This is a genomic window from Streptomyces sp. NPDC023481, from assembly GCF_055560195.1.
On record NZ_JBVHJE010000025.1, the window covers coordinates 37,677 to 63,173 of the forward strand.

Below are 25,497 nucleotides of genomic sequence, written 5' to 3' on the forward strand. Positions count from 1 at the left end.
CCTGCCGGCAGCCGGGGCCCGGCTCCGGCTGGGGCCCGCCACAGCCGTCAGGCACTGGAGCGGACGATCAGGCGGGTCGGCAGGATCAGCGCAGTGGGGTCCTGCCCGTTGACGAGGGCGACCAGCATGCGCGCCATCTCGCGGCCCAGAGCCTCTATGGGCTGATGGATGGTGGTGAGCGGCGGATCGGCGAGCCGGGAGGCGCTCAGGTCGTCGAATCCGACCACGGCGACGTCGGCGGGGACCTGCCGACCGGCCTTCCGCAGCGTGCGCAGAGCTCCCACCGCCATGTTGTCGCCGGCTGCGAACACCCCCTCCACCTCAGGGTGGTTCGCCAGCAGTGCGGCCATGGCGGCGGCTCCGCTGTGCTCGGTGAAGTCCCCCTCCTGCGGCGGCAACGGATCGAGGCCGGCGGCGAGCATGGCGTCCCGGTAGCCGCGGTACCGGGCGCGCCCGGCCTCGGTGTCCAGCCGCCCGCAGATCGCGGCCACACGAGTCAGGCCGCGCGAGAGCAGGTGCTCGGTCGCCTTGCGCGCCCCGCCGACGTTGTCGACATCGACGTACCACCGGGGAGTCGTACCGACCGGGCGTCCGCCGAACACGACGGGTATCTGCGCCTTCTCGGCCACCCGGGTCAGCGGATCGTCCTCGCGCAGCGCCATCAGCATCGCGCCGTCGGCGCCCCTGGAGCGGAGGAGTTCCGCAACCCGCTTGCGGCCGCGGTCGGAAGCGGCCAGGCACAGCATCAGATGCAGGTCCGCCTCCTCGAGAGCGGCCGACGCCCCCACGATGATCTGGGCGAAGAAGGAATCGGCGAAGATCGACGGATCTTCTCCGGAGACGACCAGGGCGGCCGCTCCGGTCTGCCGGGTGGCCAGGGCGCGAGCGGTCGGGTTGGGGACGTAACCGAGTTGCCGGACGGCCCGTTCGACGGCTTCACGTTTGGCGCGGCTGACGTGCGGAGCGTTGTTGAGGGCACGGGAGGCCACGGAGCGGGACACGCCGGCGCGTTCGGCCACCTCGTCGAGCGTCGGCTGCCGACGCGGCGCATCTTCTGCCATGAGCCGGGAGTTTCTCACAGGTCAGCGGGAGTTCGGAGGGGTGGTCTGGGTCTGGGAGCGCTTCCAGCCCAGCGTCTCCGTCGGCCTCGCCATCCGGTAGAGGCCGAGTCCTGAGCCGAGTACTGCGCCGAGTATTGACAGCTCATCCGGCCCACCCCACGATTGGGACCGCTTCCAGTGGGAGCGCTCCCAATACGCTCGGATCCCGTCCAGGAATCGAGGTACAGCCATGCGCCGCAGCATGCGAATACTGGTGTCGGCCCTGTTCGCCCTGCCGTCCGCGCTCGCCCTCGCACCGTCCGCCCACGCTGCCGACCCGACCACCATGACCAGCGGTTTCTATGTCGACCCCGACTCCAGCGCCAAGCGGTGGGTAGCCGCCAACCCCGGCGACGGCCGGGCGGCCGCGATCAACGCCTCCATCGCCAACACCCCGATGGCCCGCTGGTTCGGCTCCTGGAGCGGCGCCATCGGCACGGCCGCGGGCGCGTACGTGGGAGCGGCGGACTACTCCGACAAACTGCCCGTCCTCGTCGCCTACAACATCTACAACCGTGACTACTGTGGCGGGCACTCCGCGGGCGGGGCCGCTTCGCCGTCCGCCTACGCGAACTGGATCGCCCAGTTCGCCGGCGGGATCGCAGGCCGCCCGGCGGTCGTCATCCTCGAACCGGACTCCCTCGGGGACTACGGCTGTATGACCCAGGCTCAGATCGACGAGCGAGAGGCCATGCTCACCAACGCCCTCGCCCAGTTCAGCCGGCAGGCCCCCAACACCTGGGTCTACATGGACGCCGGCAACCCGGGCTGGGTCAGTCCGGCGACCATAGCCCAGCGCCTGCACGAAGCCGGCCTCCGCCAGGCCCACGGCTTCTCGCTCAACGTCTCCAACTACTTCACGACCGCCGAGAACACCGCCTTCGGCAACGCCGTCAACAGCGAGCTCCGTGCCCGCTACGGCTACACCAAGCCGTTCGTCGTGGACACCAGCCGCAACGGCAACGGCTCCAACGGCCAGTGGTGCAACCCCGCGAGCCGCCGCATCGGCACCCCCACCCGGACGGGCGGAGGCGCCGAGATGCTGCTGTGGATCAAGACCCCGGGCGAGTCCGACGGCAACTGCGGCGTCGGAGCCGGCTCCACGGCCGGACAGTTCCTCCCCGAGGTCGCCTACAAGATGATCTACGGCTACTGATCCGGGACTCCCGCCGCCCGCACAGGCGGATCGGCAGTCCACCCGGCCGGCGGGCATCCGCCTCCACCACCTCATCGACCAGGAAGCAACCATGAACCCACGCAGCCTTCGGCGCCGCGCGGCCGTCGCCGTCGCGGCCCTCACCGCAGGCGCCGCTCTGACCGCGACGCAGGCGCAGGCCACACCCGCGCAGGATGTGATCACCCCGGCCACGAAGTTCTACGTGGACCCGCACAGCAAGGCCGCGAAGCAGGCCCTCGCGGACTTCGGGAGCGGCGACACCGAGAACGCCGTGAACATGGCCAAGCTCGCCAGCTGGCCCCAGGCCGAGTGGTTCACCGACGGCACGCCCGACGAGGTGCGCGGCAAGGTCGGCAAGCTCGTCCATCGGGCCCGGACCGTGGGCCGGACCCCGGTCCTGGTCGCCTACAACGTCCCGGGCCGGGACTGCGCGCAGTACTCCAGTGGCGGAGCCGCATCCTCCGCCGCCTACCGGCAATGGATCGACGCCTTCGCCGCCGGCATCGGCACCAGCAAGGCGGTGGTCGTCGTCGAACCCGATGGCACGGCCCTCCTCCCCAAGGACTGCGGACCCACCACCGACCCGACAGGCGAACTCACCGCCGCCCGCATCGCCGACCTCGCCTATGCCGTGAAGACCCTGAAGGCCAAGCCGCGCACCGCGGTGTACCTGGACGCCGGGAACGTCCAATGGCGGCCCGTCGGTGAGATGGCCCAGCGGCTGCTGGACGCCGGGGTCCGCCACAGTGACGGGTTCGCCCTGAACGTGTCCAACAACCACCCCACCGACCACAACACCAGATACGGCACCTGGATCGCCAAGTGCATGTGGTACGCCACCGAAGGGCCCGAGGAGGCGCGTGGCCACGCCGAGCGGTGCGCCGACCAGTACTACTCGGCGGCCGCCCCCAACGACGGCACCCCCGGCAACGCGGTCTCCTCCACCGATCCCACCACCTGGCGGTGGACCGACGCCTGGTACGACCAGAACGTGGGCACCCCGCCGGCCGACGGTCTGCGTCACTTCGTGATCGACACCAGCCGCAACGGTCTGGGCGCCTGGACCCCCGAGCCGGGCAAGTACACCGGGGATCCGGAGGCCTGGTGCAACGCACCCGGCCGCGGTCTCGGCCCGCGCCCAACCGCCGACACCGGCGTACCCCTCGTCGACGCCTACCTGTGGATCAAGATCCCCGGTGAGTCCGACGGCAGCTGCACGCGCAACACCGGCGGTACCATCGACCCCGAGTACGGCATCGTCGACCCGCCCGCCGGTACCTGGTGGCCCGCCCAGGCCCACTCCCTGGCCCGCAACGCGGCACCGCGCCTGACCTTCAACCGCTGAGCGGTCGAGGCCGCGAGCCGTCCTCCGGCTTCTCGAAGGCAGAACCCGTGCCGGAGGAAGGAGATGTCGTACTCGCGCCCGACGTCGAGAGGCAGCGGACGAGAACGAGGCCGACGGTGTCCCGGAGGCGCAGCTGCGGCACCGCCGGATCGAGGCGGAGCTGGTACATGCGGGGCGGGCCGCGTCGTTCTGGTGGCCACGGCGCCGGATGCCGTGGCGCACGAGGACGACCGTGCCCGCCGTGAGGGTCGGCCCGCATCCGGCCCCTGAGGTTGCGGATGCCGCCGAGGTCAGTCTCGTCGATCGGCGTAGGTGGCTTACGGGCACGCTGAGGTGACGCACGTCCCGGCGGTCACCTCGTGCGGGTGGTACGTGAGCTGGATGTCGAACGCGTCCGGCCGTACGGCGATGATCGCGTCCTTCCGCGACGGCGAACCTGTGCCGGCCGGACTCAGGCGCCCGCGCCCTGTGTCAGGCGAAACGCGCCGCCCTCGACCGGACCGCTCCACCGCCTCCCCCCCCCACCCGATGCGCACTGCTCCCGCGCCGCCGGCCGCACGGGCACCGTGGCGGCGTCCCGAATCAGCCCTATCCGCCATGCCGCTCCGCCATGCCGCCGCCGGCACTCCATCCTCTTCGGCGGGCAGCTCGGCCTCCTCCGGTGGGGGAATGGGGAAGGGTGAATCAGCGTTGTCGCAGCATGGGTGATGGAACTCGGTACGGTCCTGGCGAGCCTGGCTCGTCCGCCTTCTCGAGCGTCCGTGCTCGCCTTGCGGCCGACCGCGCCGACACCCTCGCTCGGGCGGCCGCGCTGAGCCGCGACTTCGACGGGATCGTCGCGGCGAACGCCTTGATCGCGATAGACGACGAGCACGACCCCGAAGGGGGCACCACCGCCTTCGAGCGGGCCCACGTCGCTTCACTGATGGCGCAGGCGCGCGAGCACCTGGACGAACTGGACCGGGCACTGGAACGACTCGAACAGGGACAGTACGGGCAATGTGAAGGCTGCGGCGGGACGATTCCGCCCGAACGGCTGGAGATCCGTCCGGCGGCGACCACCTGTGTCCGCTGCGCCGGGACCGACCCACGCCGCGCCTGACGCCAGTGCGATCTCCGGCCTCCGGGGAGCGGATATTCCGCCAGGGCCACCCCGGGATCTGCCGCAGCAGCCGGAAGGTGTATCCGAGGTCGAAGCGCCGCGGGTACACCTTCCAGAGCACGTCGACGTCCTCGCGGCTCGGCACGGTGGCCTACCACCACAGCCAGAACGGCAGCGGGTCGTGGCCACCGGTCAGACAGTCGACCTGGGTCACCTCGTGGGCGCTGGCCCGCACCGGACTGGCCTTGTTGCGGTAGTCCACCCGCGCCTGACCATCCCTCCGCGTGCGTCGACCGCACGGGGTGGCGAGCCACCCGGCCCCGACGAACCGCTCTCCCGTCTGATCGCCGCGATCGGCCCCGCCGAGGCCCGGGTCGGCGGGGCCGATCCGGGGTGAGGCGACCACGGACCCGGCCATCCGCGACATCGTCCTCGGCCTGACCGACCGGATGCGCGCGATGCTGCACGACTGCATCACGGCCTGGCTCGTCAAGGCCGAGCATCACGAGCCGCCCAGACCCGGGGGCCCGCCACCCCGATCGCCCACCGGGTCATGGAGCTCTACAAGGCCGGAACTGCTGTACACCGCCTTGCGAACACCGACCGAGGAGACAGCCTCATGACCACCACGACCGCTTCGACCGCCGACCGCACCGTTTTCCGGATCGGCTACCGTGCCATGCAGCTCGAGCGCCTGCACGACCGCCGCGGCGAGGCCGTCGCGCTGCTGCGCCGTGCGGTCGAGTCGATCATGTGGACACCGCCGAGTTCTATCGCTTCGGGTTCGTCAACGACGTGATCCGCGAGGCACTGTGTCCCGAGGACGACGTCCTGGTCGTCACGAAGGTCGGCGCCGACCCCCACCCCGCCGGCCGCCTGCCGCTGCGTCCGGCGCAGCGGCCCGAGCAACTGCGCGGGGCCGCCGTCGACGTCCACGAGGTGGATCCCGGGGACGAGGCTGCGCCAGGACGTGTAGGCGATCCGGCGGCCGTCGGGGGCGAAGCGCGGATGCGCGAGCGTCGAGGACAACCTGCGCAGCCTGGGCGTCGACCGGCTCGCGGTCGTCAACCTCCGCCGCGTTGACACCGGCCCCGGCCTGCGTCCCGAGGGTGACCAGGTCGTCGACCTCGACGACCAGCTCGCGGTGATGACCACCCTGCGCGACGAGGGAAAGATCGGCGCGATCGGCCTGAGCAGCGTCACCCTCGACGGCCTGCGCCGGGCGCTGCCCGCCGGCGTCGACTGCGTGCAGAACGCCTACAGTGTCGTCTCCCGCGACGACGAGGACATCCTGCGGCTGTGCGCGGCCGAGGGCATCGCCTGGGCGCCGTTCTTCCCGCTCGGCGGGACCTTCCCCGGCCTGCCCAAGGTGTACCGCGACAACGGCACCCCCGACGTCCTCCAGTGCGTCGACCGTGACCTGCCTGCGCCCGGCCCCGGCCAGGTTCGCGTCCAGGTCGCCGTGTCCGGGGGCAAACCCAGTCACTGGCAGGCCCGATCCGGCGCCGGCCACCCCAAGTGACGCTCCCTGGAATGCCACACGGTGCGTGGCGCGTTTTGCCGTGGGGCCGGTTACTCGGCGATGTCGACGTGGCCGCTCTCGGTCGGCTGGTCCACCTTGTCCTCTTTCGGTAGGCCGAGATCGCGCACTTATTGATACCTGGGCGCCTGTGACTGGGTCCGGCAGTGGCCCCCCTCAAGCCTTCCTTCCCCCCCCGGCCCGGCTGGCGGGCATCGTGGGTGCCGCACGACTCGGGTTCGACCTGGCGGATGCAGCTTTCGGGCGACGGGCCCGGCGTACCGGTCCTGCCACTCACCGCGAAGCTCCTGGCGCGCCTGCGGGCGTGGAGCCGTCGCAGGGCACCGCGCCGCCCGCTCCCTCCGCCTCCGCACCCGGTACGCAGCCCGGGAGGGCGGGGGCTTCCGGCCGCCGAAGCACCTTGCCCGATCGCCGAGTTCGATTCCTGTTCGGTCCAGCGCGTCCCGGTCACCCTTATGAGGGGCGAACCGGAAGAAGCGGTATCGACATTGTAAGGAGTGGGTAAGACGCGCAAAACGGCGTGACGACCGAGGGCCGAGCTGGGGGCCCGATGGCGCCTGGCCGCCACAACAGGACACCGTCTGAAAGGAAGAGACCATGCCCGCATCGAAATTCCGTACGATGACCACCGGTATGGCTATGGCAGCGGGGCTTACGCTCGCGGCCGTGACCGCGCCCGTGGCGTCAGCAGCACCGTCCACGGGGAGGGCCAGCGGTTATGACCGCTGCGCAAGCCCCAACTTCTGCTTATTCGAGAACATCGACGGACAGGGCCGCGTTCTGGGACTGCAAGGTGAACGCAAGACTCTCCCCTCGGACTTCGACAACATCACATCGTCCCTCCGGAATCGCAACGGCCGGATCTGGTCCGTCTACACGGGAACCAACTTCACCGGGCGATGCCTCCCTGTCGCCGCCACCTACAAGGGGAACGTCACCCAATACAATCTGAACGACCAGATCAGTTCCGTGCGACCCGGTCCCTGTCCGTCCTGATCGACACCTCCGAGTGCCTGGCCCAGTCCCTGGCCGGAGCTGGACCAGGCACTCACCGGTCCGTCGTTGCAGTACCTCGCAACCGGGCCACGGGGATACGACTTCCGGACCGGTTCCTTGATCAGGGTTCTCCGGGCCCCGCTACCTCGCCGGCATCGGGCAGGGCGACATCTGGGATGCCTGGCCAGAAGAGCAGCCGCCTCCCGAGGTACCGATCCCCAGTGCCGACAGCTCGCCTGAGTGGAACGGCGAGGTGGTTGACAGGCCGCAGCGGGGGAAGTCCGGACGGTCGTTCCCGGGCAAGCGCCTGTGCCTGCCTCATAGTGTGGACGAGGCAGGAGGCAGCCGCCGGCATCTCAGTCCTCGGAATTGGGTCGCCGTGCGTAGGCGCTCTGATCAACTGACGGTCATGGTGGATACTTCGCCTGGTGCACGCGGGTGCCGCCGCGCCGGGTCTCTCGGCGCTTTTCATGTCACTGCCGTCGCTGTATCACGCCCTGCGCTGGATCGGCGCGGCCCATCTCCTCTACCTCGCGGTTCAGGCGTTCCGTGACCGCTCCAGCCTGGGGAGCGATGAGGCCACGGCCGCCGGAAGGGCTCTCCGGTCGGCTCTCGTCGCTGTTGCGACGTAGTCGCCGAGTGGCACGCGGACTCAATATCTTCAGTGGCACAGTGTTCGCTGGGCTCGCCGCTCGGCTGGCCGTCGGGTCTGACCAGATGCAGGAGGCCATGACGTCGGTGACGTCACCTGGTAGTCGCGCTGCCGGTGGTTGGCTTCCGAACGCGGTGTGGGGTCGGTGGTAGTCGTAGTGGACATTCCAGCGGCTCACGAGCGGGGGATACGGCCTGTCTTCCCCACATCGACGTGGATGATGTGGCCTGGTCGAAGGAGTCACGTAGGGAGCGAGTGCCGCGGCGGCTTGGAGGCAAGGGTCGGGGTCGGGTTGCGGCCGGTGGACGTCTTCGCCGCACACCAGCACGCTCAATCGTTCGTCCAGGAGGAGTCGCTTGAGCACGGTGACGACGAAGTGGCGGGGGCTGGCCGTGGCTACGGCGACCGGCCCGTGCCGTCCGGCTTCGTCGACGAGTTCGATGCCGCCGGGCAGCGCCCGCACCAGTCCGGCCGCGCAGGTGTCCACTCTCGCGGCCCAGTCTTGATACGCAATCCGGCAGATCACGAGGCACGACGACTCCCCGGAGAGTGCCTGGACCACACCGGGCGCACATCCTGCAGTCCACAACGAGCCCCCGGCCTCCCCGCCGACACGCCCTGGTGGAAACCGGCCACGACGCAAACCCGCCGCCGCCCCGGGCACGCCCACCGCTTCCCCGGTGAGGACGGTGAGTCAAGCCATCCGCGATCCCCGCCGCACACCTCAAGCCGGCAGCGGCACCGGGAGGCTCAGGGCCCGACTCGCGTCTGCGATCGTCGATCCACGTGACCGACCAGCTCCGCCACCGCGCCCCGGTCCACCTTGCCGTTGCCGTTGAGCGGCAGCGCGGGGACCGGAACCACGCGGGCCGGGACCATGTAGGGCGGGAGCCGACGGCGCAGCGCGTCGCGGGGCTCCTCCTCGACCCGGCCGGTACAGACTGCCGTGAGTTCGACGCTGCCGTCCGGGGTGGGCAGGGCGACGACCACCGCGTCCCGGACTCCGGGCAGGGAGCGCAACGCCTCCTCGACCTCGCCGAGTTCGACGCGGTAGCCGTGCACCTGGACCTGGTGGTCGAGGCGCCCGACGTGGACCAGGGGAGTGCCGGGGACGAGCGGTCCGTCGGGCGGGGTGGACCCGGTGAGCGGGACCACCCGGTCGCCGGTGCGGTACCAGTGGGCATCCGTCAGCGCGGTGGACGGGTCGTGCGCGGTGCCGTCGGGGGCGAGGAAGCGGCCCGCGTCGTCGGCCGGATCCAGGTAGCCGGGGAAGCGCTGCGGGCCCCGGACGCAGAGTTCGCCGTGGAGGAGGCGTCCTTCCAGGCCTGGATGCAGAGAGCCGACGGGCACCGTGCCGTTGGCGGTCGCGGGCCAGTCGCCGGGGTCGGCCGGTAGCCGGTAGGCGCTGCAGGTGACGGTCAGTTCGGTGGGGCCGTAGGCGTTCTCGACCGTACTGCGCGGGGCTGCCGCCGCCCATGCCCCGGCCTGACGCAGTGTCAGGGGCTCACCGCAGAACACGGACCGGCGCAGGGTGGGGAGGGAGCCGGGTTTGAGCGCACGCAGCCGTTCGGCGAGCGAGATCACCGACGGTACGGAGTTCCAGTGGGTCAGGGCGCGGTCGGTCGCGAACCTCACCGGGCGCAGCAGGTCCCCACGGGTCGCCGCGACCAGCGTGGCGCCGGTTCCCCAGGCCGTGTACAGGTCGAGCACGGAAGGGTCGAAGGTCAGGTCGAAGGTCTGCGAGACGCGGTCGCCGGGACCGGTGTCGTGGTGCGGCACGGCGTGGGCCAAGTAGGCGCAGACGTTGCGGTGCCGGACGGGCACGCCCTTGGGAGTACCGGTGGAGCCCGAGGTGAAGAGCAGATAGGCGAGGTCGTCGGGGGCTGCGGGGCAGGCCGGCAGGGGAGGGGGCGGGGTGGTCGTCAGGTCGGCGAGAGTGTCGCCGGTGACGGTCAGCAGGGGAGCGGGGAGCTGTTCGGCATGGTCGCAGGTGCCGTCCGTGAGGATGGCGTCGAGGGCGGCGGCGGTGGCGACCGCGGTGTTCCTGGCGGCGGGGAAGGCGGAGCCGAGGGGGACGACGGTGGCTCCGAGACGGTGGACGGCGAGGTAACCGGCGTAGGCGACGGCGGTACGGCCGGTGAGCAGTCCCACCCTGCGCGGCGACGCGCCGCCGCACAGACGGAGAAGTCGCGCCGCCAGGTGCTCGGACAGGCGCGCGAGTCCGGCGTATGTCAGTCGGGTGTCGCCGATCTCCAGGGCGGGCAGGTAGGGATGCTCGGCGGCCGTGCGGGCGAACCAGTCGTGCAGGGTGGGAAGGTGCTCGTGTGTCACGTGCGGCTGTCGCCTTTCGCAAGTGGTCTGGAAGGGGGGCCCGTTCACGGGTGGGCGGGGTGCGTGCGCCGCCGGGGTGCGTGCGCTACCGTTCACTCCTCCCGGCGGGCCTCGAAGGCACAGCTCAGCGGCGTGTGCGAGTACTCACGCAGAGAGATCCAGCGATACGGCCCCCAGCGTCCGCGGGAGGCGCCGGGCGCCACGTCGACGGCCCATGGCCGGCCCGCGAGACCGGACCCCGCGGCCTTGACGCACGCCTCCTGGACGGTCCACACCCACGCCACCGTCTCGGCGGCCTCGGCGGGTGGCAGAACCAGCACCGCGGGGGCATGAGAGCGCAGCAGACGGTGGACCAGTCCGGCCCCGACGGAGTCGGCGGGATGCTGCACGTCGACCCCGACGGCCCGGCCGGCGGCGAAGGCACAGGCCAGTTGCCCTTCGCTGTGCGAGATGCTCACGCCGGCCCGGGGAAAACCCGCCAACCAGGGTTTTCCCCGCTCGTCGAGGACGACGTCGGCTCCGGCCAGACGCGGGTCGGTGGTGCCGAGGAGCTCGCGGAGCAGTCCTCGGCCGCGCAGGAAGCGGCCGGCCCGCCACCCCGGCAGGCCCCCGGCGCGGCGCAGGTCGTCCCGGTGAGCGCTGGGCGGCACCTGCGCGGCGGCCCTGGTCAGCACCCACACGCCGTCCTCGATCTGGACCGCCGCGTTCACGCGGGCGTGCCGCGACCGGCCGGCTCCACCGGGAGTGGGCCGGGGTGGGCCAGCTCCGCCAGGATCTGGTCGGCGCCTTCGGCGAGGGTGTCCAGGACGACCTCGGTGGCGCCGCCGCCGATGCCGAAGAGGGCGGCCTGGGCGCGGACCTCCTGGATGCCGCCGGCGGCGAATCCTGCGGCCCCCCACAGCTGGGCGCACTCGCCCAGCACGTACGGAACGGTGGTGCCGGCCGCGGCCTTGAGCGTGGCCGCGGCCCGGGAATCGTGATGCAGGGCGACCCTGGGGCCCAACCGGTCGGCCAGGGCCTTGAGTTCCTGGACCCGGACGAGACAGGAGGCGAAGCGCTGACGGATGTGCGGGAGGTCCCACAAGGTCCCGTCGCCGTGGGCGCGGTCGGCGAGCCGTCGGCGCGTCGTGGCGAGGACGCGGCGGCAGAGGGCCACGCCCCACAGCGCGCCCGCCAGGCGTTCGACGGCGATGTGCCGGGCGAAGAGCGGCAGCCCCATGCCGACCCGGCCGACGAGATGGTCCCGGCCCAGCCGTACGGCGTCGAAGGTGACGTGGCCGGCGCCGGAGGACGCGTAGAGGGCCGAGGGCGCGGGCCGGACCGTCACGCCGGGGGCGTCGGCGGGGACGAGGACCCAGGAGAAGCTGGTGAAGTGGCGTCCTGGCCGGTGCCGGGCGAGGACCAGAAAGGCTTCGGCCGTGGTGGTGTTGGCGATCCACTCCTTGCCGCCGGTGACCTGGACCGAGTCGTCGTCCAGGGCGGCCTCGGTGCGCAGGGCGGTGAGGTCGGTGCCGGCGGTGGTGTCGGTGGCGGCGAGGGCAAGGGTGGCCCGCCCGGTCAGGGTTCGGCGCAAGGTCCGTTCGACGACCGGCCCGGTGCCGGTGGCCAGGACGGGCAGCGCGGTGGCGAGCTGGACGCTGGCCGAGAGGGTGGCCGGAATGGACCAGCGGGCGTCGGCGGCGGCGAGGAGGCCGGCCAAGCCGTGGGGGTCCACGCCGGCGTGGACGTCGCCGCCCCGGTAGGCGCTGGTCAGCAGCCCGGCCGCGCCGAGGGCCGCCCAGACCTCGGCGCCGTCGGCGGTCGCGGGCAGCGCGTCGAGGCCGGGTGACGCGGTGGGAGGCGTCGGCGCCGGGCCGCCTGGCGTGCCGCCGCGCGGGCCCGGGTGCGCGGGGGTGTGGGTGGGCGCCGGGGTGCGGGTGGACGCGGGAGTGCTGGATGGCCGTACGTCAGGCAAAGGTCACTCCGAGGTCGCGCAGCGCCAGTCGGCCGTCGGCCAGGTTCAACCGGTCGTTGTGGTAGTTCAGCGAGGCCGACCTGAGGTCCCGCAGGGCCAGTTCGAGGCGGGTGGGTGAGTCCTTGAGGTAGCCGTGGCGCAGTCCGACGGCCTCCACCAGGTCGTCGACGGCGGCCAGGCACTCCTCGGAGGCGGTGACCTTCAGGGAGTTGAGGAGGAGCTGGCGTGGGGGCCGGGAGAGGTCCCCGCCGCTCTCGACGTCCGCCAGGGCCCGGTGCAGAAGGGCGTGGACGGCGTCGAGCCGACGGCGGGCGCGGGCGAGCCGGCTCAGCAGCAGCTCGGAGGAGAGGTCGAAGCGTCCCCGGCCGGCGGGGCTGCGGAGCAGGCGCAGGACGCGTGAGAGCGCGCCGGCCGCGGTGCCGAGCCAGGCCGCCGACCAGCCGAGGTGGGCGAGGGGGCCGAACACCTGGGCGGCGATGTCGTGGAATCGGCCGTGACCGCCGATCACGTGGTGGCCGGGAACGCTGCCCGTCAGGTGCAGTGGCACGCTGTGGCTGGCACGCATGCCCATCGGTTGCCAGTCGCCCGAGCCCTCGATGGTGAGCTGGGCGCGGTCGGCGTAGACGAGGGAGACCTCGTGCGCGGTGGTGTCGCCGGGGGCGCCCATGGTGACGAGGAAGCCGTCGGCGTGGGCCCCGCCGGTGACGATGGGCGCGAACCGGTCGAGGGTCAGGACGTCCTTGTCCTGGTCCAGCTTGGCGTCGGCGCTCAGGAGGTGGCCGCCTTTGCCGACCTCGGTGGTCACCGAGGCGAGGTAGACCTCTCCGGCGGCGACGCGGGGGAGCAGGTCCTTGCGCAGACGCTCGTCGGCGTACCGGGTGAGGGCGGCGGTCTGCTGGCAGTGCATCGCGAAGATCATGGAGACGGACATGTCGGTGCGTCCCAGCACGTGCGCCGCCGCGACCAGGTCGCGGGGGGAACCGCCGAGGCCGCCCTCGTCGGCGGGGACGAGCAGACCGAGCAGGCCCGTGCGGCGCAGGGCGTCCAGGGCCTCCACGGGGAAGGAGGCGTCCCGGTCCACGCGGGCCAGGTGTGCCTCGGTCACCTCGGAGACTTCCGAGAGCCGGGCGGTGAGGTCGATGACGGCGGTCACGCGGACGCCTCCGCCGCCCGGCCCGGCAGTTGGCGCGAGACGGCCTGCCAGAGGCTGCCGGCGGTGGCGAAGGTGGCGTCGTTCATCTCCTCGTCGGGCAGGGCGATGCCGAAGGTGTCCTCCAGCGAGAAGAGCAGCTCGATCGCCTGCATGGAGTCGACGCCGAGGCGGCGCAGGTCGGTGTCGGGTGTGATGGTGATCTCCCCGGGGCCGGCCGGCTTGAGGAAGGGGCGCAGGAGTTCGGTGAAGCGGGGATCCATGAGGGACGGTTCCTTTCGGGAGGTCACGCCGGGCGGGCGATGCGGCACAGGTCTTCGACCCGGCGCAGGTTTTCGGGGATCAGCTCGTCGGCGTCCAGTTCGCGGCCGAGTTCGCTCTCGACCCGTTCGACTATCTCGACGAGCCGGAAGGAGCTGAAGGAGGGCAGGGAGTCGAAGGTGGCGCCGGCCAGGAGGGACGCGGAGGGGACGCCGAGAATGTCGGCGGCGACGGCGGCCACGCGACGGCGCAGCTCGGGGTCGACGGCGTCGCCCTCCGTCCGAACGGGCGCGGCGGCGAACACCTCGTGGTCGGCTGCGAGGAGTTCCCCCAGGCGCTCGACCGTGCCCGGCGGCTCGGCGCGACCCCGGCCGACGCGGCGGGCGGCCAGGTAGGTCTGCTCGACGAGCTTGTCCCACGCGGCGAGGTGGGCCCGCTCGGCGTCGCTCTCCACGGCGTGGCCGGCGACCTGCGCGCGGAGGGCGGCGTGCAGCTTGCGGGCACGGGCCAGCAGCCAGGTCTCGGCGGAGAGCTGTTCCAGGGCACGGGCGCGGTCCGGCCAGGTCGCGTACGCCGTCAGGTAGGGCCCGGTCTCGTAGGCGGCGACCGTCGGCGTGGCCGGGGCTGGTGGGACGGGGGCGAAGGTGATGGCCTCGGCGGACTCGAGGCCGCGGAGAGCGGCGGGGTCGAGGATGTGGGTGCCGGGAGAGGCGGCGCCCCACCGGGTCTCGATGTCGTAGCCGTCGGTGACGTGCAGGTCCTCCGGCCCCGCGGCGAGCAGGAAGCTGTGCTCCATGTGGGCGTTGCCGTGGTAGGGCAGCCAGGGCAGGTGGAAGGCGTCGGCGACGACGTACAGGACACCGCCGTACCGCACCGACTCCTCCAGCAGGGCGGCCCCGGAGAGGCGGGCGCGCCGGACCGGGGCGAGGCCGGCCTGCGGCGCGGCGCTCTTCAGCCGGTCGTCCAGAGCCGGGTCGGCGGTGGGCAGCCCGTCGGGCAGGAGTCGCAGGGGCAGATCAAGGCGGGCGCCCAGGCGCAGGTGGGTGCCGGTGCCGTGGAAGTGGTCGGCGAGCACGGCGAGGTTGACCTGTACGCAGTCGAGCAGGCCGGTGCGGACGCCGTCGAGCGGCAGCGGACCGGGGGCGGGGATGGCGGGCATCGGGGTCGCGGTTCTCCGGGGTGCGGGGGCGGGGGCGTCGGTCAGATCCACGGGGGCAGCTCCGGCAGTGCGCCGGGGGTGGTCAGGGCGGTGCCGTCGGAGCGGCCGCTCAACCAGGCGAGGAGGTCGGACGGTTTCCCCGAGACGTCGGGTCCGCCGTCCCCGAACCGCGCGACCGGGGCGCCGTCGGCGTCGCGCAGGGTGAACGCCGGTACGCCGTCGGCCTGGGCGTAGTAGCCGAGCACGTCGTCCAGGAGGATGTCGCGGACGCTCGGCGGGATGTCGGCGATCTCGTGGCCGAGGTCCAGGTCGACCAGGTGGAGGGCGAGTTCGCGCAGCCGGATCACGAGGATGCGGCGCGGGGTGCACACCTCGCCCGTGAACGGGCGGATCGTGGCGTCCCATGCCTTCTCGGGCAGTGACTCGACGGTGTCCTGCCAGTGAGTGGCGCTGTCCCTCACCCGGGCGACGAGGACGGCGGCGGAGAGGCGGCTGCCGCTCTCGATCTCGGCGTCCCGGGCCGCGCGGCTCGCGTACTGCGGGGTCTCGACGCCGGTCCGGGCCCAGGTCAGCAGACGTTCCAGGGCCGGGGCCTGGGCGGCGAGGTGGCTCAGGACGTGGCCGCGCGTCCAGCCGGGCAGGCGGGAGGGGGCGGCGGCGCCGGCGTCGGTCAGTCCGTCGATCGTGGCCAGCAACCGGGCGGCCGCCGCGGCGAGTTCGTGGAACGACGTGGCGTCGGGGGCGATCTCCTTCATCGTGCCTCCTCCAGGCAGGGGTGAGCGGAGGCCGGATGGCCGGTGAGACGGGCGAAACCGGCGGCCATCCGCGCCAGTTGGCCGGCGATGTGCGGCAGGCGGACGGGGTCGTTCGCGTGGAGCGCCTCCTCCTGCTCCTTCTCGTCGCCGTACAGGAGGCTGGTGGCGGCCTTGAAGCGCAGGGCGCCGGGATCGTCGCCCAGGAGATGGCCGCCCAGGACCACGACACCGGACTCGTCCAGGAGCCTGCGGGCCAGCGAGGCGGAGTCGGTGACGCCCCGTGCCGTCAACTCCGCCCGCAGCGGCTCGAAGTCGGGGTAGACGTAGAAGGCGCCGGTCGGTGGGCGGCAGCGGGCGCCGGCGTCGACAGCGATGCGGTGCACGGCGCGGGCCACGGCGCCGTGCAGCCGGGCCGCGGCGCGCAGCCGCTCCACGATCTCCGGGGGTTCGGCGAAGGCGTACTCGGCGACGTGCTGCATGGGCCCCGCCAGCGTCGACCACAACTCGCTGGCGGCGGCGAGGACCCCGTCCCGCAGGCGCCGGCCCGTCGTTCCGGCGGGGAAGCGGGCCGCGCCGATCCGCCAGCCGCCCAGGCCGAGGCTCTTGGACAGGCCGGTGGTGACGACGGTGCGTTCGGGGGCGACCTCGGCGGGGCTGAGGAACCCGGTCGCGGAGGGGTCGTGGACCACGTCCCGGTAGATCTCGTCGGAGACGATCACCAGGTCCTCGGCCCGTGCGAGGTCGCACACCTCACGGACGAGGGCGGCCGGCGCCAGGGTGCCGGTGGGGTTGTCCGGCAGGGTGACGACGAGCAGGCGCGGGTCGCGGCCGGCGGAGCGAGCACGGGTGATCGCGGTGCGCAGTGCGGCGGGGTCGGGCACGCCGCCGCACTCGTCGGGCACGGGTACGCCGATCGTCCGCTTGCCCGCGTAGGCGGCCTGCGGGGCGTAGGTGTTCCAGGCGGGCCGGGGAAGCAGCACATCGCCGGGGACGGCGAGCTGCAGTGCCATCAGCAGGGGCTTGCTGCCGGGAGCGACCACGATCTGGCCGGGGTCCGTGGGCAGGCCGCGCCGGGCGAAGTACCCGGCGACCGCCGCCCGGACGCCCGCGCCGCCCGCGACCGGACCGTAGGCGGCGCGGGCCGCGCCCTTCGCCAGCTGTTCGGCGAGCTGCGGCAGCAGGGGCAGCCGTGCCTCCCCGAACGCCAGGTGCACCAGCGTCTCGCCCGCGGCCCGGCGCTCGGCGACGAGTTGGTTCAGGGCGAGGTTCGCGGAGGGGGGCGGTGGCGCGGCGGTGGTCATGCCGGACTCCTTTCGGCGAGCGTGTCGCCGCGGACGGCGGCGGCGATGTCGGCCGGGGTCGCCGGATCCAGTTCCAGCTCCTCCAGCCAGGCGGCCTCGGACGAGAAGCGGGCCCTGAAGGGGCGGCCGACCAGTGCGGGGTCGCGGGCCTGGAGCATCCGCAGCCGGAAGAAGGAGCCCTGGGGGGTCTCCTCGACGCCGTCGACGACGACCTTGCCGGGCGTGGCCGACATGACCGGGCCGCGCACGGTGCGGGCCAGGCCGGGAAGGGCCCGGTAGGCGGTCCGGAAGATGTCCGCCGCGCGGGCCAGCGGCACCTTGAAGTACGCGTGCGGGCCGGTGTCCCGCTCCACGAACAGGTAGTACGGCACCGCGCCGGCCGCCAGCTCGGCCCGCCACAGTGCGGCCCAGGTTTCCGCGGCGTCGTTGACGTGGGCGATCAGGGGCGCCTGGCAGTAGACGACGGCACCGGTGGCACGGATGCGGGCCAGGGCCCGCCGGGCCAGGGAGGTCTCCAGTTCGCGGGGATGGCTGAAGTGGGCCATCACCGCGAGCTGTTTGCCGGCGGCCACCACCTCCTCGAACAGGCGCAGCACATCGTCGGCGTCGGTGTCCGTGGTGAAGCGTTGTGGCCAGTAGGCCACCGACTTGGTGCCGATCCGGATGGTGTCGACCGACTCCACGGCCAGGAGCGGCGTCAGGTGGCGGCGCAGCCGCTCGGTGGTCATCACCATCGGGTCGCCGCCGGTGACCAGGACGTCGCTGACCTCGGGGTGTGCACCGAGGTAGGCGAGCAGACCGCCGGGGTCCGGGACGGCGAAGCGCAGGTCGGCGTCGCCGATGAACTGGGCCCAGCGGAAGCAGTAGGTGCAGTACGCGTGGCAGGTCTGCCCGTGGGCGGGGAAGTACAGGACCGTCTCGTCGTACTTGTGCTGCAGGCCGGGCACTTCGACGCCGTTCAGGTGCGGCACGTTGTACCGCTGCTGGCCCGACGGGTGGGGGTTGAGGCCGGCGCGGATGTCCGCGACCGCCTCGCGCAGCAGGAGCTTGTCACCGGGGTCGGCGGACAGTTTGCCCAGGAGCTCCTCGTCGGCGAGGGGGAGCATGCCGCGCTGGGGGAAGGTGAGCTGGAACATCGGGTCGTCGGGTACGCGGTCCCAGTCGATGAGCTCGTTCAGGACGTACTCGTTGACCCGGAACGGCAGGACGAGGGAGATGCGGCGTACGGTCTCGCGGATCTCGCCGGGCAGGTGGTGACGGGCGGCGATGTCGTCGAGCTGGCGCGGCCCGTAGGCACGGAACCGCTCGGGGGCCGTCGGGCCGGCCGCCATCAGCGACCCCCTCCCGCCGAGGCCTTCTTGCGGTACAGCTCGTCGCCGAGGACCAGGAAGTCGAGGTCCATGGAGCGGAACGCGGCCAGCGCGTCGGCGGCGGTGTCGACGACCGGTTCGCCCTTGTCGTTGAAGGAGGTGTTGAGCAGCACCGGGGGCGCTCCCTGGGCGGCGAGGGCGTCCAGGACCGCGCCGACGGCCGGGGCCTCGTCGCCGAGCAGGACCTGCGGGCGGGTGGTGCCGTCGACATGGACGACGCCGGGAGCGACCCGACGGCCCAGGTCGGTGACGCGTGCGGCGCCGAGCATGTAGCGGCTGAGATGTTCCTGCTGCTCCCACAACAGGGCCCCGTACTCGGCGCGGGTCACCCCGGCGAAGGGCCGCCACTGCTCCCGGTTCTTCACCGCGTTGACCCGGGTGTTGACGTCCGCGGTGTCGGGCACGGCGACGATGGAGCGTCGGCACAGGGCTCGCGGCCCCACCTCGGCACGGCCTTGGGCGACCGCGCCGATCCGCCCCGCCAGGAGCAGGCCGGTCAGCTCGTCGGTGTCGAGCGCGGTACGCACCAGGTCCCCGGTGTCGTCCAGGGGCCCACCGCCGGTGAGGACATCGACGCCCAGGTAGGGGGTGAGCGGTTCGGTGCGGGGGCCGGGCGGGCGCACGCTCCAGGCGGCACCCAGGGCCACGCCGGCGTCGTGCGGGACCGGGGGCACGTAGAGGGGGCCGGGCAGGGTGCCGTTGGTGGAGCAGTTGAGGGCGACGCCGCCGCTCAGGCACAGGTCCTCGACGCCGGCGGCCTTGCGGGCCTGGGAGGCGAGATGGGTGACGGTCTCCTCCACCAGGCGCTGTGCGGTGTAGGCGACCAGCACCGCGCGGGAGTCGTCGGCGAGGCGCTCCTCGGGCACGCCGGGTCCGTCGGCGCCGGCGATCCGGCTGTACAGAGCCCGCCAGCGGGCGACGACCTTCTCGTACCGCTCCTTGATCTCCTCGGAGTCGGCTCGGCCCGCCCGTTCGGGCAGGGGGTCCAGGACCAGTCGGAAGTCGTCACCGTCGAAGGAGACGAGGGGTTCGGGGGTGAGACCGCCGGCGCGTCCGTAGGCGGCCAGGCCCATGGTCTTGCCGGCGTTGAGGAAGGAGAAGCCGAGCCACGTGGAGGCGGCGTCGTACGCGTACCCCAGGGAGGCGGTCCGCCCCCAGCTGCGTTCCAGCCGCGGTGCGCGGCCGTCCTCGTACGTCCAGATGCTGGAGGACTCGTTCTCCCCGTGCCCGTCGACGACCAGGACCCCGGCCTTCCTGAACGGGGAGGCGTAGAACGAGGAAGCGGCGTGCGCCTGGTGGTGGCCGATCCGCACCACCTCGGGGAGCCGGTCGCCGAAGTCCAGGCCGACGGCGTAGGCGAGGAAGGAGGCGTCGTCGGCGAACCGGCCGGGATACAGCTGCTCGTCGTCCCAGCCGACGGCGACCACGTCGATGTCGGCGGCGGTGATGCCCGCCTGCTCGAGGCAGAAGCGGGCGGCGCCCAGCGGCTTGCGGTACAGGGAGTGACGGCGACGGTTGCGCCGCTCCTCCTCGCAGAAGGCGACGACCCGGCCCTCGCCGTCGACGAGACAGGCGGCGGTGTCGTGATGGCCGGCCGGCGGCGCGTTGACGCCCAGGATCCACATACGGCGCTCTCTTTCTTCTCAGACGGGGTGAGGTCAGGACTCGAGCCGATCGAGGGCGTAGCGCACCTCGTGCCGGGCCCGCTCCAGTGCCGCGGCACAGTCCTCGGGGGTGTCACCGACCGCGATCAGGGCGGCGAGGCGGGGCACTATGCCGTGCGGGGGCAACCGCAGGACGGTTCCGGGCCCGGCGAGGGCGACGGCGTCGGCGATGCCGGGGCAGGCGGCGGCGCCGCGCACGTCCAGGGAGCGGACGACGGCGTCGTGCCCGGGGTAGAGGAAGCGGACCTCGGCGCAGCGGTCCCGGCCAGGGGTGAGGGCCGGGGCGCGGCCCAGTGCCAGGGCGGCCGCCGCGGCGACCTGGTCGACACCGGTGGCCAGTTGTCCGAGCAGGGGGATGAAGTCGCCGCCCAGACGGCCGTTGACCTCGACGACGCGGGGTCCGGCAGGGGTCAGACGCACCTCGGTGTGGGTGACCCCGGTGCGCAGTGCCAGGGCGGTGTGCGCGGCGGTGACGACGGTCTCCACGTCCAGGGCCCACGGCTCGTGGCGCCAGGGAGCGACGAGGTGCCCCACCTCCTCGAACGACGGGGCGAAACCGAGGCGCTTGCGGGCCACGTTGACGACGCGGACGGCGCCCTGTTCGACGACACAGTCCACGCTGATCTCGGGGCCGGTGAGGTACTCCTCCACGATGGCCCCGGCGAGGGGGTCGATGCCGGGGAACGACGAGGTGGTGGCCCGCTCCCAGGCGCGTTCCACCTCTTCGGGGGTGCCGGCCAGGGTGACGCCCACGGATCCGGCCAGACCCCGGGGCTTGACGACGACGGGCAGACCGAGTTCCTCGGCGGCCAGGCGGGCCGCGGCGCGGTCGTGGGTGTGGCGGAAGCGAGCGGAGGGCACACCGGCGGCGGACAGGATGCGGCGGGTGGTGAGCTTGTCACGGCACGCGCCCACCGCCTGGGGGGTGAGGTGCGGCAGGTCCAGGCGCCGGGCAACCTCGGCGGTCGTCTCCAGCAAGGTCTCGTCCCAGGTGAGGACGGCGCCCGGGCCGGGGCGGCCGGTCAGGAGACCGGCGACGGCGGCGGTGGTGGCGTCGGCGCCCGACGTGTCGGCGGCGAGGAACCGGTCGCCGACGTGTGCGCGTTGCCAGTCGGGTTCGTGTGGTTGGACCAGTGCCGTCTCCGTCGCCGCGGCCAGCGCCTGGAGGGCGTACGCGCGGTACGGCGGATTGCCGCAGCCGACCAGGACGAGCCGGGGAGGTGCCGCGGCGTCCACCGGCTCGCACACCAGGACCGTCTGTCGCGCGGTGCGCAGCACGGCGGCCTCGACCTCCGCGGAATCGGCGCCGGAGAAGCGGAAACGGACACCGGCGTGCTCGTAGCCGCTCCGGTCCATGGACCGGCCCACCTCCGGTGCCCGGTGGGCGTAGGCACCGGAGTCCGGCACGTCGACGGAGGTGACCCGGCAGGGCTGGGGCGCCGACGGCGGCACCAGCAGCCAGCCGCCCACCCGGCCGTCCGCGGGCAGCGCGGCCGGGGTGGGGTCGGGTGTGCCGGTCTGGTGGGCGAAGGCGGCGGCCATCAGATCGACCCCGTGCACCTCGCGCCAGACGAACGGGACCTCGGCGCCGCCGGGCCGGGCCCCCAGTTCCAGGACGGTGAGCTCCCCGGTGTCGCTGAGGAACAGTTCGAGGTGGAAGACGGTGGCGTGCGGCAGGAGAGCGGCGACGGCCTCCTCGGTCAGGGCGCCGACGCGCTGGAGGAGGGCGGCGTCGTCCAGTTCGACCGAGCCGAGGGCGTGGCCGGTGGTGAAGTCCAGGCAGGTGTTCAGGTAACGCGAGGCCCGCCAGACCCCCAGTCGCTGTCCGGTGTGGACGCCGTCCACGTGCAGGATCTCGTGCGGCAGCCAGGGCTGGACGATCATGTCGGTGCCGGTGGGGAAGGTGTAGGCGCCGAGCTGGTCCGGCGTGTCGATCCTGGTGACGTGCGAACTCGCCGTGCCGCGCCGGGGTTTGACCAGGACCGGCCAGCCGTGAACCGCGGCGAAGGCGTGCACGGCGGCGTGGTGGGGCGCCTCGGCGGTGGGCGGCGCCGCTATGCCGGCGCGGGTCAGCCGCCGCGCCATCAGGAGTTTGTCGCGGACCGGCCGCAGCTCCTCGACTCCCGGGCCGGGCACGGCGAACTCGTCGCGCAGGGCGGCGGCCAGGTCCAGGTCGGTCTCCTGGAGCGCCACGATCCGTGTCGGCACACCGATGCGCTCGACCAGGGAGCCCACCGCTTCGCGTACCGCCTTCTCGTCCTCCGTGCTGTCCACCAGCCTTACGGCGGACGCCAGTCCGGTCGGGAGGTGGTCCGCGGCGCGTTCGGTGGTGATGTAGCTGACGCGGTGTTCGGTGTGGTCGAGGTAGGCGGCGTAGTCGGCGTACCGGTCGGTCCAGCGGTGGATGACGATGACGTGATCGGACACGGGATCTCCTTGGCGCGGGCGTACGTTCGCTGGACGGTCGGGGCGGGCGGGTCCGCCGGACGTGTGGGGGCCGGGAGTCAGCGTCCGGGCCGTCGTGCCGCGGCCAGCAGCGTGTCGTGCAACTCCCACAGGAGGCCGGCGCACCCCTCGTGCCCGATGCCGGTGGCGGTCAGGCGCACCGACAGGGTGCTGCCGCTGTCCGTCGAGCGTGCGTAGCAGCGCGGTCCGAGGGTGGTGAACGGCGTCTCACGGTCGACCGTGGCCTTGGCGTGGCCGCCACCGGCCACGTCCCGGTCCTCGCCCGGGGGCAGGGTGACGTGGTTGAACGCGCAGATCGGACTGGGGGCTTCGGGCATCCCGGCACGCAGGGCGGCCACCTCGTCGACGTCGTGCATGCCGTGCCGGGCAGCCGCGAGACTGTTCCAGTGGACCCGTCGGGCGAGATCCACCGGATCGGTGTCGGTGTGTTCGACGAGGGCCGGCACCCACTGGTTCATCGAGGAGACCAGATCCTTCCACCTCCCGGCGAACCGGTTGGCGCTCATCAGCTGGACCAGTGCCGAGGTGGTCCCGCACCGCCGGGCGACGGCCGCGGTCCAGGCCGCGAGGACGGCGCTCGCCACCGATGCCCGTGCCCGCTCGGCCACCGTTCGGGCGGCGGCGAGGGCTTCGGTCGAACGCAAGGTCGCCTGGACGACTTCACCGGAGTTCTCACCGGTCTCCGGCAGCTGGGCATGCGGGGCCCGCGCCAGGAGCTTGGCCCAGTGGTCGAGAGCGGCTCGCCGACGTCGCAGCCCGTCCGGGGCGTACTGCTCGCGCGCGAGGTGCACGGGACCCGGCCGCTCGGCCACCGGATGCGCCGAGCCGGGACCGGCCAGCTCGGCGAGGAGTTCTCGGCGCAGGAGCTCCTGCGCCCAGGCGTCGGCCACGATGTGGTGCTTGACGAAGAGCAGGTGCGCCATGCCGTCCGGCCCTGTGGCCAGTTGGGCTCGCCAGGCTTGTTCGCGGCCGAGGTCGAAGGGTTGGCGCGCCAGTTCGAGGGCGGCGCCGCCGTGGTCCGCGGCGGTGGTCACCGGGAGATGTGCGAGCTCGGCGGCAGGTGGTTCGACCCACTGGCGCGGGTCGTACGGGTCGCGCAGGTCGTAACGGGTGCGCAGCGAAGGGTGGCGACAGGCGAGGACGGTGAGCGCCGCCGCCACCTCGGAGGCCGTCGCCCCTGGCGGCAGGGCCCACACCGCGGCGTTGTTCGGCTCGTGCCGGCGGGCCGGCGGGAGGTCCCGGATGTCATGCCAGACGGAGAGCTGGCCCAGCGAGAGAGGTTCCGTCGCGATCATCCGCACTCCGTTCTCTGATATTTCCGCTATGTGGAATCAATTTTCCGCACAGAGCACAAGCTGCCACAGGGGGTTGAGGTGTGTCCAGGCGGATTACGGAGGGTCGTCGACGGTGTTGCGGCGATGGAGGTGGCCAGTGGCGGCCGGTTGTGAGAGTGTTCTTGACTGTCAAAGTGGAAACGTATTTCCGTGATACGGAAACATTCGTGTTCGGTGGTGCTCGGCTGCCGCGCCACCCCGCCGGAAGGACCTCGTGACCGTGTACGACGAGCAGGCCGCCCGCCCGGAGGCCACCGGGGAATTCCTCCACGACCTGCTGCTCGACCCCCGACGGCACACCCCGCACGATCCAGCCGTCGTGGAGCCCACCGGCTCCGGCGCCGTCACCGTCACCACGTACGCCGAACTCCGGGACACCGTGGACGCCTACGCCCGCCGGCTCATGTCCCTGGCCCTGGAGCCCGGCGCCCGCGTCCTGCTGGAGGCCGAAGCCGGGGCACAGGCCGTCGCCGTGCTTCTGGCCTGCTCCCGCGCCGGCCTGACCTTCGTCCCGGTCAGCCCGGAGACGCCACAGGAACGCCTGCGCGGCCTGATCGACGCCGCCCGCCCGGCCCTGCACCTCCAAGCCGGCGCCGGCACCCGCGCCGGCCTGCCGGACGGCCTGGGCACCGCACGCTTCGACAACGGCACGCTCACCGTCGAACAGCCCCCGGAGCCCGCTCGCCCCCGGCGCCACACGCCGAGCGTGACCGACCCGGCCTACATCGTCTTCACCTCGGGAACCACCGGCCGCCCCAAGGGCGTTGTCATGAGCCACCGCTCCGTCACGGCCTTCTACCGCGGCATGCTGGCACACCGCATCGCCACCCCCGGCGACCGCGTCGCCTCCACATCCCCCCTGCACTTCGACTTCTCCCTCCTCAACATCGGCCTCGCCCTGGCCAGCGGCGCCGCCGTCGTCCCCGTACCACAGCGCCTCGTGCGCTGGCCCCGGCACTTCCTGCGCGCCCTCGCGGACACCGCCGCCACCCACGTCAACGGTGTCCCCTCGATCTGGCGCCAGGCCCTGCGCCACGAACCCGACCGCCTCGCCGCCCTCGACACCTTGCGTTCCGTCCTCTTCTGCGGCGAGGAGTTCCCCCTGCCGGAACTGCGCCGACTGCGCGAACTGCGTCCCGGACTGCGGATCGTCAACTGCTATGGCGCCACCGAGTCGATGGCCTGTTCCTTCGAGGACGTCCCCGACCCGATCCCGGCGGACCTGGAGCGCCTGTCGATCGGCCGCGCCCACGCGGGGGCCGAACTCCTCCTCGTCGACGAGGCCGGCCGCGTCGTCGACGGTCCCGGCATCCCCGGCGAGATGTACCTGCGCAGCCCTGCCCTGTTCACCGGCTACTGGGACGATCCCGAGGCCACCCGCGCCGCCCTCGTCCCCGACCCGCTGTGCCCCGAGTCCGGACAGACCGTGCTGCGCACCGGCGATCTGGCGGTACGGGGCGCGCGGGGCGAGTACTACTTCCTGGGCCGCAGCGACTCCCAGGTACAGATCAACGGCAATCGCGTCGAACTCGGCGAGGTCGAACGCCGACTCCTGCAGTACCCCGGCGCCACCGCCGCGACCGCCGTGCCACTTCCGCTGCCCGGCGGAGGATCCCAGCTCGCCGCTTTCGTGGTCCTGTCCCCGGACGCCACCCCCGCCCGGGCCGCCGACGGCACCGCGCCCCAGCCCGACGACATCTCCGGTGCCCTGCGGGAGTTCTGCGGACGCGCCCTGCCCGCCTACATGGTCCCGGTCGAGATCCGCCTCCTGGACGCCCTGCCCACCACGCCCAACGGCAAGGTCGACCGGGCCCTGCTCATTGCCACGCACTGACTCCGG

At 72.7% G+C, this 25,497-nt stretch carries 20 protein-coding genes and 1 pseudogene; 7 read left to right on the forward strand and 14 right to left on the reverse strand.

All coding sequences use genetic code 11. From position 1 onward, the window contains the following. Window positions 1-47 precede the first annotated feature (47 nt). Window positions 48-1,061, reverse strand: a complete 1,014-nt coding sequence (locus tag ACZ3ZD_RS34765) for a LacI family DNA-binding transcriptional regulator (RefSeq protein ID WP_467406648.1) — start codon at window positions 1,059-1,061, stop codon at window positions 48-50. Between the two features lie 229 nt (window positions 1,062-1,290). On the opposite strand from ACZ3ZD_RS34765, the gene ACZ3ZD_RS34770 reads away from it, so the two are divergent. The 3 genes from ACZ3ZD_RS34770 (at window position 1,291) to ACZ3ZD_RS34780 (ending at window position 4,724) form a co-directional block, all read left to right on the forward strand. Continuing rightward, complete coding sequence (locus ACZ3ZD_RS34770) at window positions 1,291-2,256, forward strand: glycoside hydrolase family 6 protein (RefSeq protein ID WP_467406651.1); 966 nt, start codon at window positions 1,291-1,293, stop codon at window positions 2,254-2,256. 91 nt (window positions 2,257-2,347) lie between these two features. Then, window positions 2,348-3,622 carry a glycoside hydrolase family 6 protein gene (locus ACZ3ZD_RS34775; RefSeq protein WP_467406653.1) on the forward strand — a complete coding sequence of 425 codons (1,275 nt, stop codon included), beginning with the start codon at window positions 2,348-2,350 and terminating at the stop codon, window positions 3,620-3,622. A 700-nt stretch (window positions 3,623-4,322) separates the two neighbouring features. Beyond that, window positions 4,323-4,724, forward strand: a complete 402-nt coding sequence (locus ACZ3ZD_RS34780; protein ID WP_467406739.1) for a TraR/DksA family transcriptional regulator — start codon at window positions 4,323-4,325, stop codon at window positions 4,722-4,724. A gap of 151 nt (window positions 4,725-4,875) precedes the next feature. Here ACZ3ZD_RS34780 and ACZ3ZD_RS34785 read toward each other — a convergent pair whose 3' ends face one another. Continuing rightward, entirely contained in the window at window positions 4,876-5,142 is a 267-nt protein-coding gene (locus tag ACZ3ZD_RS34785; RefSeq protein ID WP_467406656.1) for a hypothetical protein, read from the reverse strand. 201 nt (window positions 5,143-5,343) lie between these two features. On the opposite strand from ACZ3ZD_RS34785, the pseudogene ACZ3ZD_RS34790 reads away from it, so the two are divergent. The 3 genes and pseudogenes from ACZ3ZD_RS34790 (at window position 5,344) to ACZ3ZD_RS34800 (ending at window position 7,892) form a co-directional block, all read left to right on the forward strand. Beyond that, a pseudogene (locus tag ACZ3ZD_RS34790) lies at window positions 5,344-6,246 on the forward strand (aldo/keto reductase). 615 nt (window positions 6,247-6,861) lie between these two features. After that, on the forward strand, window positions 6,862-7,260 hold the full coding sequence (locus tag ACZ3ZD_RS34795; RefSeq protein WP_467406659.1) for a peptidase inhibitor family I36 protein: 399 nt from the start codon (window positions 6,862-6,864) through the stop codon (window positions 7,258-7,260). A gap of 470 nt (window positions 7,261-7,730) precedes the next feature. Next, window positions 7,731-7,892 carry a hypothetical protein gene (locus ACZ3ZD_RS34800; protein WP_467406741.1) on the forward strand — a complete coding sequence of 54 codons (162 nt, stop codon included), beginning with the start codon at window positions 7,731-7,733 and terminating at the stop codon, window positions 7,890-7,892. 770 nt (window positions 7,893-8,662) lie between these two features. Here the strand turns inward: ACZ3ZD_RS34800 and ACZ3ZD_RS34805 are convergent. The 12 genes from ACZ3ZD_RS34805 to ACZ3ZD_RS34860 all read right to left on the reverse strand — a co-directional run bounded on the left by ACZ3ZD_RS34805 (window position 8,663) and on the right by ACZ3ZD_RS34860 (window position 23,618). Next, on the reverse strand, window positions 8,663-10,243 hold the full coding sequence (locus ACZ3ZD_RS34805) for an AMP-binding protein (protein WP_467406662.1): 1,581 nt from the start codon (window positions 10,241-10,243) through the stop codon (window positions 8,663-8,665). 92 nt (window positions 10,244-10,335) lie between these two features. Beyond that, window positions 10,336-10,953: a 4'-phosphopantetheinyl transferase family protein gene (locus ACZ3ZD_RS34810; RefSeq protein ID WP_467406664.1), complete on the reverse strand. Its 618-nt coding sequence runs from the start codon at window positions 10,951-10,953 to the stop codon at window positions 10,336-10,338. Continuing rightward, the gene (locus tag ACZ3ZD_RS34815; protein WP_467406667.1) at window positions 10,950-12,197 is read right to left on the reverse strand and encodes an acyl-CoA dehydrogenase; all 1,248 of its coding nucleotides are present in this window, start codon (window positions 12,195-12,197) and stop codon (window positions 10,950-10,952) included. Before ACZ3ZD_RS34815 ends, ACZ3ZD_RS34810 begins: the two co-directional genes overlap by 4 nt. Further along, window positions 12,190-13,350 carry an acyl-CoA dehydrogenase family protein gene (locus ACZ3ZD_RS34820; protein ID WP_467406672.1) on the reverse strand — a complete coding sequence of 387 codons (1,161 nt, stop codon included), beginning with the start codon at window positions 13,348-13,350 and terminating at the stop codon, window positions 12,190-12,192. The genes ACZ3ZD_RS34815 and ACZ3ZD_RS34820 overlap by 8 nt, the downstream gene beginning before the upstream one ends. Continuing rightward, entirely contained in the window at window positions 13,347-13,610 is a 264-nt protein-coding gene (locus ACZ3ZD_RS34825; RefSeq protein ID WP_467406675.1) for an acyl carrier protein, read from the reverse strand. Before ACZ3ZD_RS34825 ends, ACZ3ZD_RS34820 begins: the two co-directional genes overlap by 4 nt. Before the next feature lie 23 nt (window positions 13,611-13,633). Next, a complete protein-coding gene (locus ACZ3ZD_RS34830; RefSeq protein WP_467406677.1) occupies window positions 13,634-14,818 on the reverse strand; it encodes an acyl carrier protein in 1,185 nt (394 codons plus the stop codon). Further along, window positions 14,809-15,522 carry a maleylpyruvate isomerase family mycothiol-dependent enzyme gene (locus ACZ3ZD_RS34835; protein ID WP_467406680.1) on the reverse strand — a complete coding sequence of 238 codons (714 nt, stop codon included), beginning with the start codon at window positions 15,520-15,522 and terminating at the stop codon, window positions 14,809-14,811. The genes ACZ3ZD_RS34830 and ACZ3ZD_RS34835 overlap by 10 nt, the downstream gene beginning before the upstream one ends. After that, a complete protein-coding gene (locus ACZ3ZD_RS34840; protein WP_467406682.1) occupies window positions 15,519-16,823 on the reverse strand; it encodes a pyridoxal phosphate-dependent aminotransferase in 1,305 nt (434 codons plus the stop codon). Before ACZ3ZD_RS34840 ends, ACZ3ZD_RS34835 begins: the two co-directional genes overlap by 4 nt. After that, window positions 16,820-18,154 carry a KamA family radical SAM protein gene (locus ACZ3ZD_RS34845; protein ID WP_467406685.1) on the reverse strand — a complete coding sequence of 445 codons (1,335 nt, stop codon included), beginning with the start codon at window positions 18,152-18,154 and terminating at the stop codon, window positions 16,820-16,822. The genes ACZ3ZD_RS34840 and ACZ3ZD_RS34845 overlap by 4 nt, the downstream gene beginning before the upstream one ends. Then, on the reverse strand, window positions 18,154-19,818 hold the full coding sequence (locus ACZ3ZD_RS34850; RefSeq protein WP_467406687.1) for a carbamoyltransferase C-terminal domain-containing protein: 1,665 nt from the start codon (window positions 19,816-19,818) through the stop codon (window positions 18,154-18,156). The genes ACZ3ZD_RS34845 and ACZ3ZD_RS34850 overlap by 1 nt, the downstream gene beginning before the upstream one ends. A gap of 33 nt (window positions 19,819-19,851) precedes the next feature. After that, window positions 19,852-22,284, reverse strand: coding sequence for an ATP-grasp domain-containing protein (locus ACZ3ZD_RS34855; protein WP_467406689.1), 2,433 nt, complete (start codon window positions 22,282-22,284; stop codon window positions 19,852-19,854). Window positions 22,285-22,361: 77 nt separating this feature from the next. Further along, on the reverse strand, window positions 22,362-23,618 hold the full coding sequence (locus tag ACZ3ZD_RS34860; RefSeq protein ID WP_467406692.1) for a condensation domain-containing protein: 1,257 nt from the start codon (window positions 23,616-23,618) through the stop codon (window positions 22,362-22,364). A gap of 253 nt (window positions 23,619-23,871) precedes the next feature. Between ACZ3ZD_RS34860 and ACZ3ZD_RS34865 the strand changes: the two genes are divergently transcribed. Continuing rightward, window positions 23,872-25,491 (forward strand): amino acid adenylation domain-containing protein, encoded by a 1,620-nt coding sequence (locus ACZ3ZD_RS34865; RefSeq protein WP_467406694.1) that lies wholly within the window; start codon window positions 23,872-23,874, stop codon window positions 25,489-25,491. Window positions 25,492-25,497 lie beyond the last annotated feature (6 nt).

Bases quoted from the DNA above. Each gene is read 5' to 3' on its own strand.
- ACZ3ZD_RS34825 (WP_467406675.1), bottom strand. From the start codon at position 13,610: ATGGATCCCCGCTTCACCGAACTCCTGCGCCCCTTCCTCAAGCCGGCC.
- ACZ3ZD_RS34785 (WP_467406656.1), bottom strand. From the start codon at position 5,142: ATGGCCGGGTCCGTGGTCGCCTCACCCCGGATCGGCCCCGCCGACCCG.
- ACZ3ZD_RS34800 (WP_467406741.1), top strand. From the start codon at position 7,731: ATGTCACTGCCGTCGCTGTATCACGCCCTGCGCTGGATCGGCGCGGCC.
- ACZ3ZD_RS34835 (WP_467406680.1), bottom strand. From the start codon at position 15,522: ATGAAGGAGATCGCCCCCGACGCCACGTCGTTCCACGAACTCGCCGCG.
- ACZ3ZD_RS34780 (WP_467406739.1), top strand. From the start codon at position 4,323: ATGGGTGATGGAACTCGGTACGGTCCTGGCGAGCCTGGCTCGTCCGCC.
- ACZ3ZD_RS34765 (WP_467406648.1), bottom strand. From the start codon at position 1,061: ATGGCAGAAGATGCGCCGCGTCGGCAGCCGACGCTCGACGAGGTGGCC.
- ACZ3ZD_RS34850 (WP_467406687.1), bottom strand. From the start codon at position 19,818: ATGTGGATCCTGGGCGTCAACGCGCCGCCGGCCGGCCATCACGACACC.
- ACZ3ZD_RS34795 (WP_467406659.1), top strand. From the start codon at position 6,862: ATGCCCGCATCGAAATTCCGTACGATGACCACCGGTATGGCTATGGCA.
- ACZ3ZD_RS34860 (WP_467406692.1), bottom strand. From the start codon at position 23,618: ATGATCGCGACGGAACCTCTCTCGCTGGGCCAGCTCTCCGTCTGGCAT.
- ACZ3ZD_RS34770 (WP_467406651.1), top strand. From the start codon at position 1,291: ATGCGCCGCAGCATGCGAATACTGGTGTCGGCCCTGTTCGCCCTGCCG.
- ACZ3ZD_RS34845 (WP_467406685.1), bottom strand. From the start codon at position 18,154: ATGGCGGCCGGCCCGACGGCCCCCGAGCGGTTCCGTGCCTACGGGCCG.
- ACZ3ZD_RS34840 (WP_467406682.1), bottom strand. From the start codon at position 16,823: ATGACCACCGCCGCGCCACCGCCCCCCTCCGCGAACCTCGCCCTGAAC.
- ACZ3ZD_RS34775 (WP_467406653.1), top strand. From the start codon at position 2,348: ATGAACCCACGCAGCCTTCGGCGCCGCGCGGCCGTCGCCGTCGCGGCC.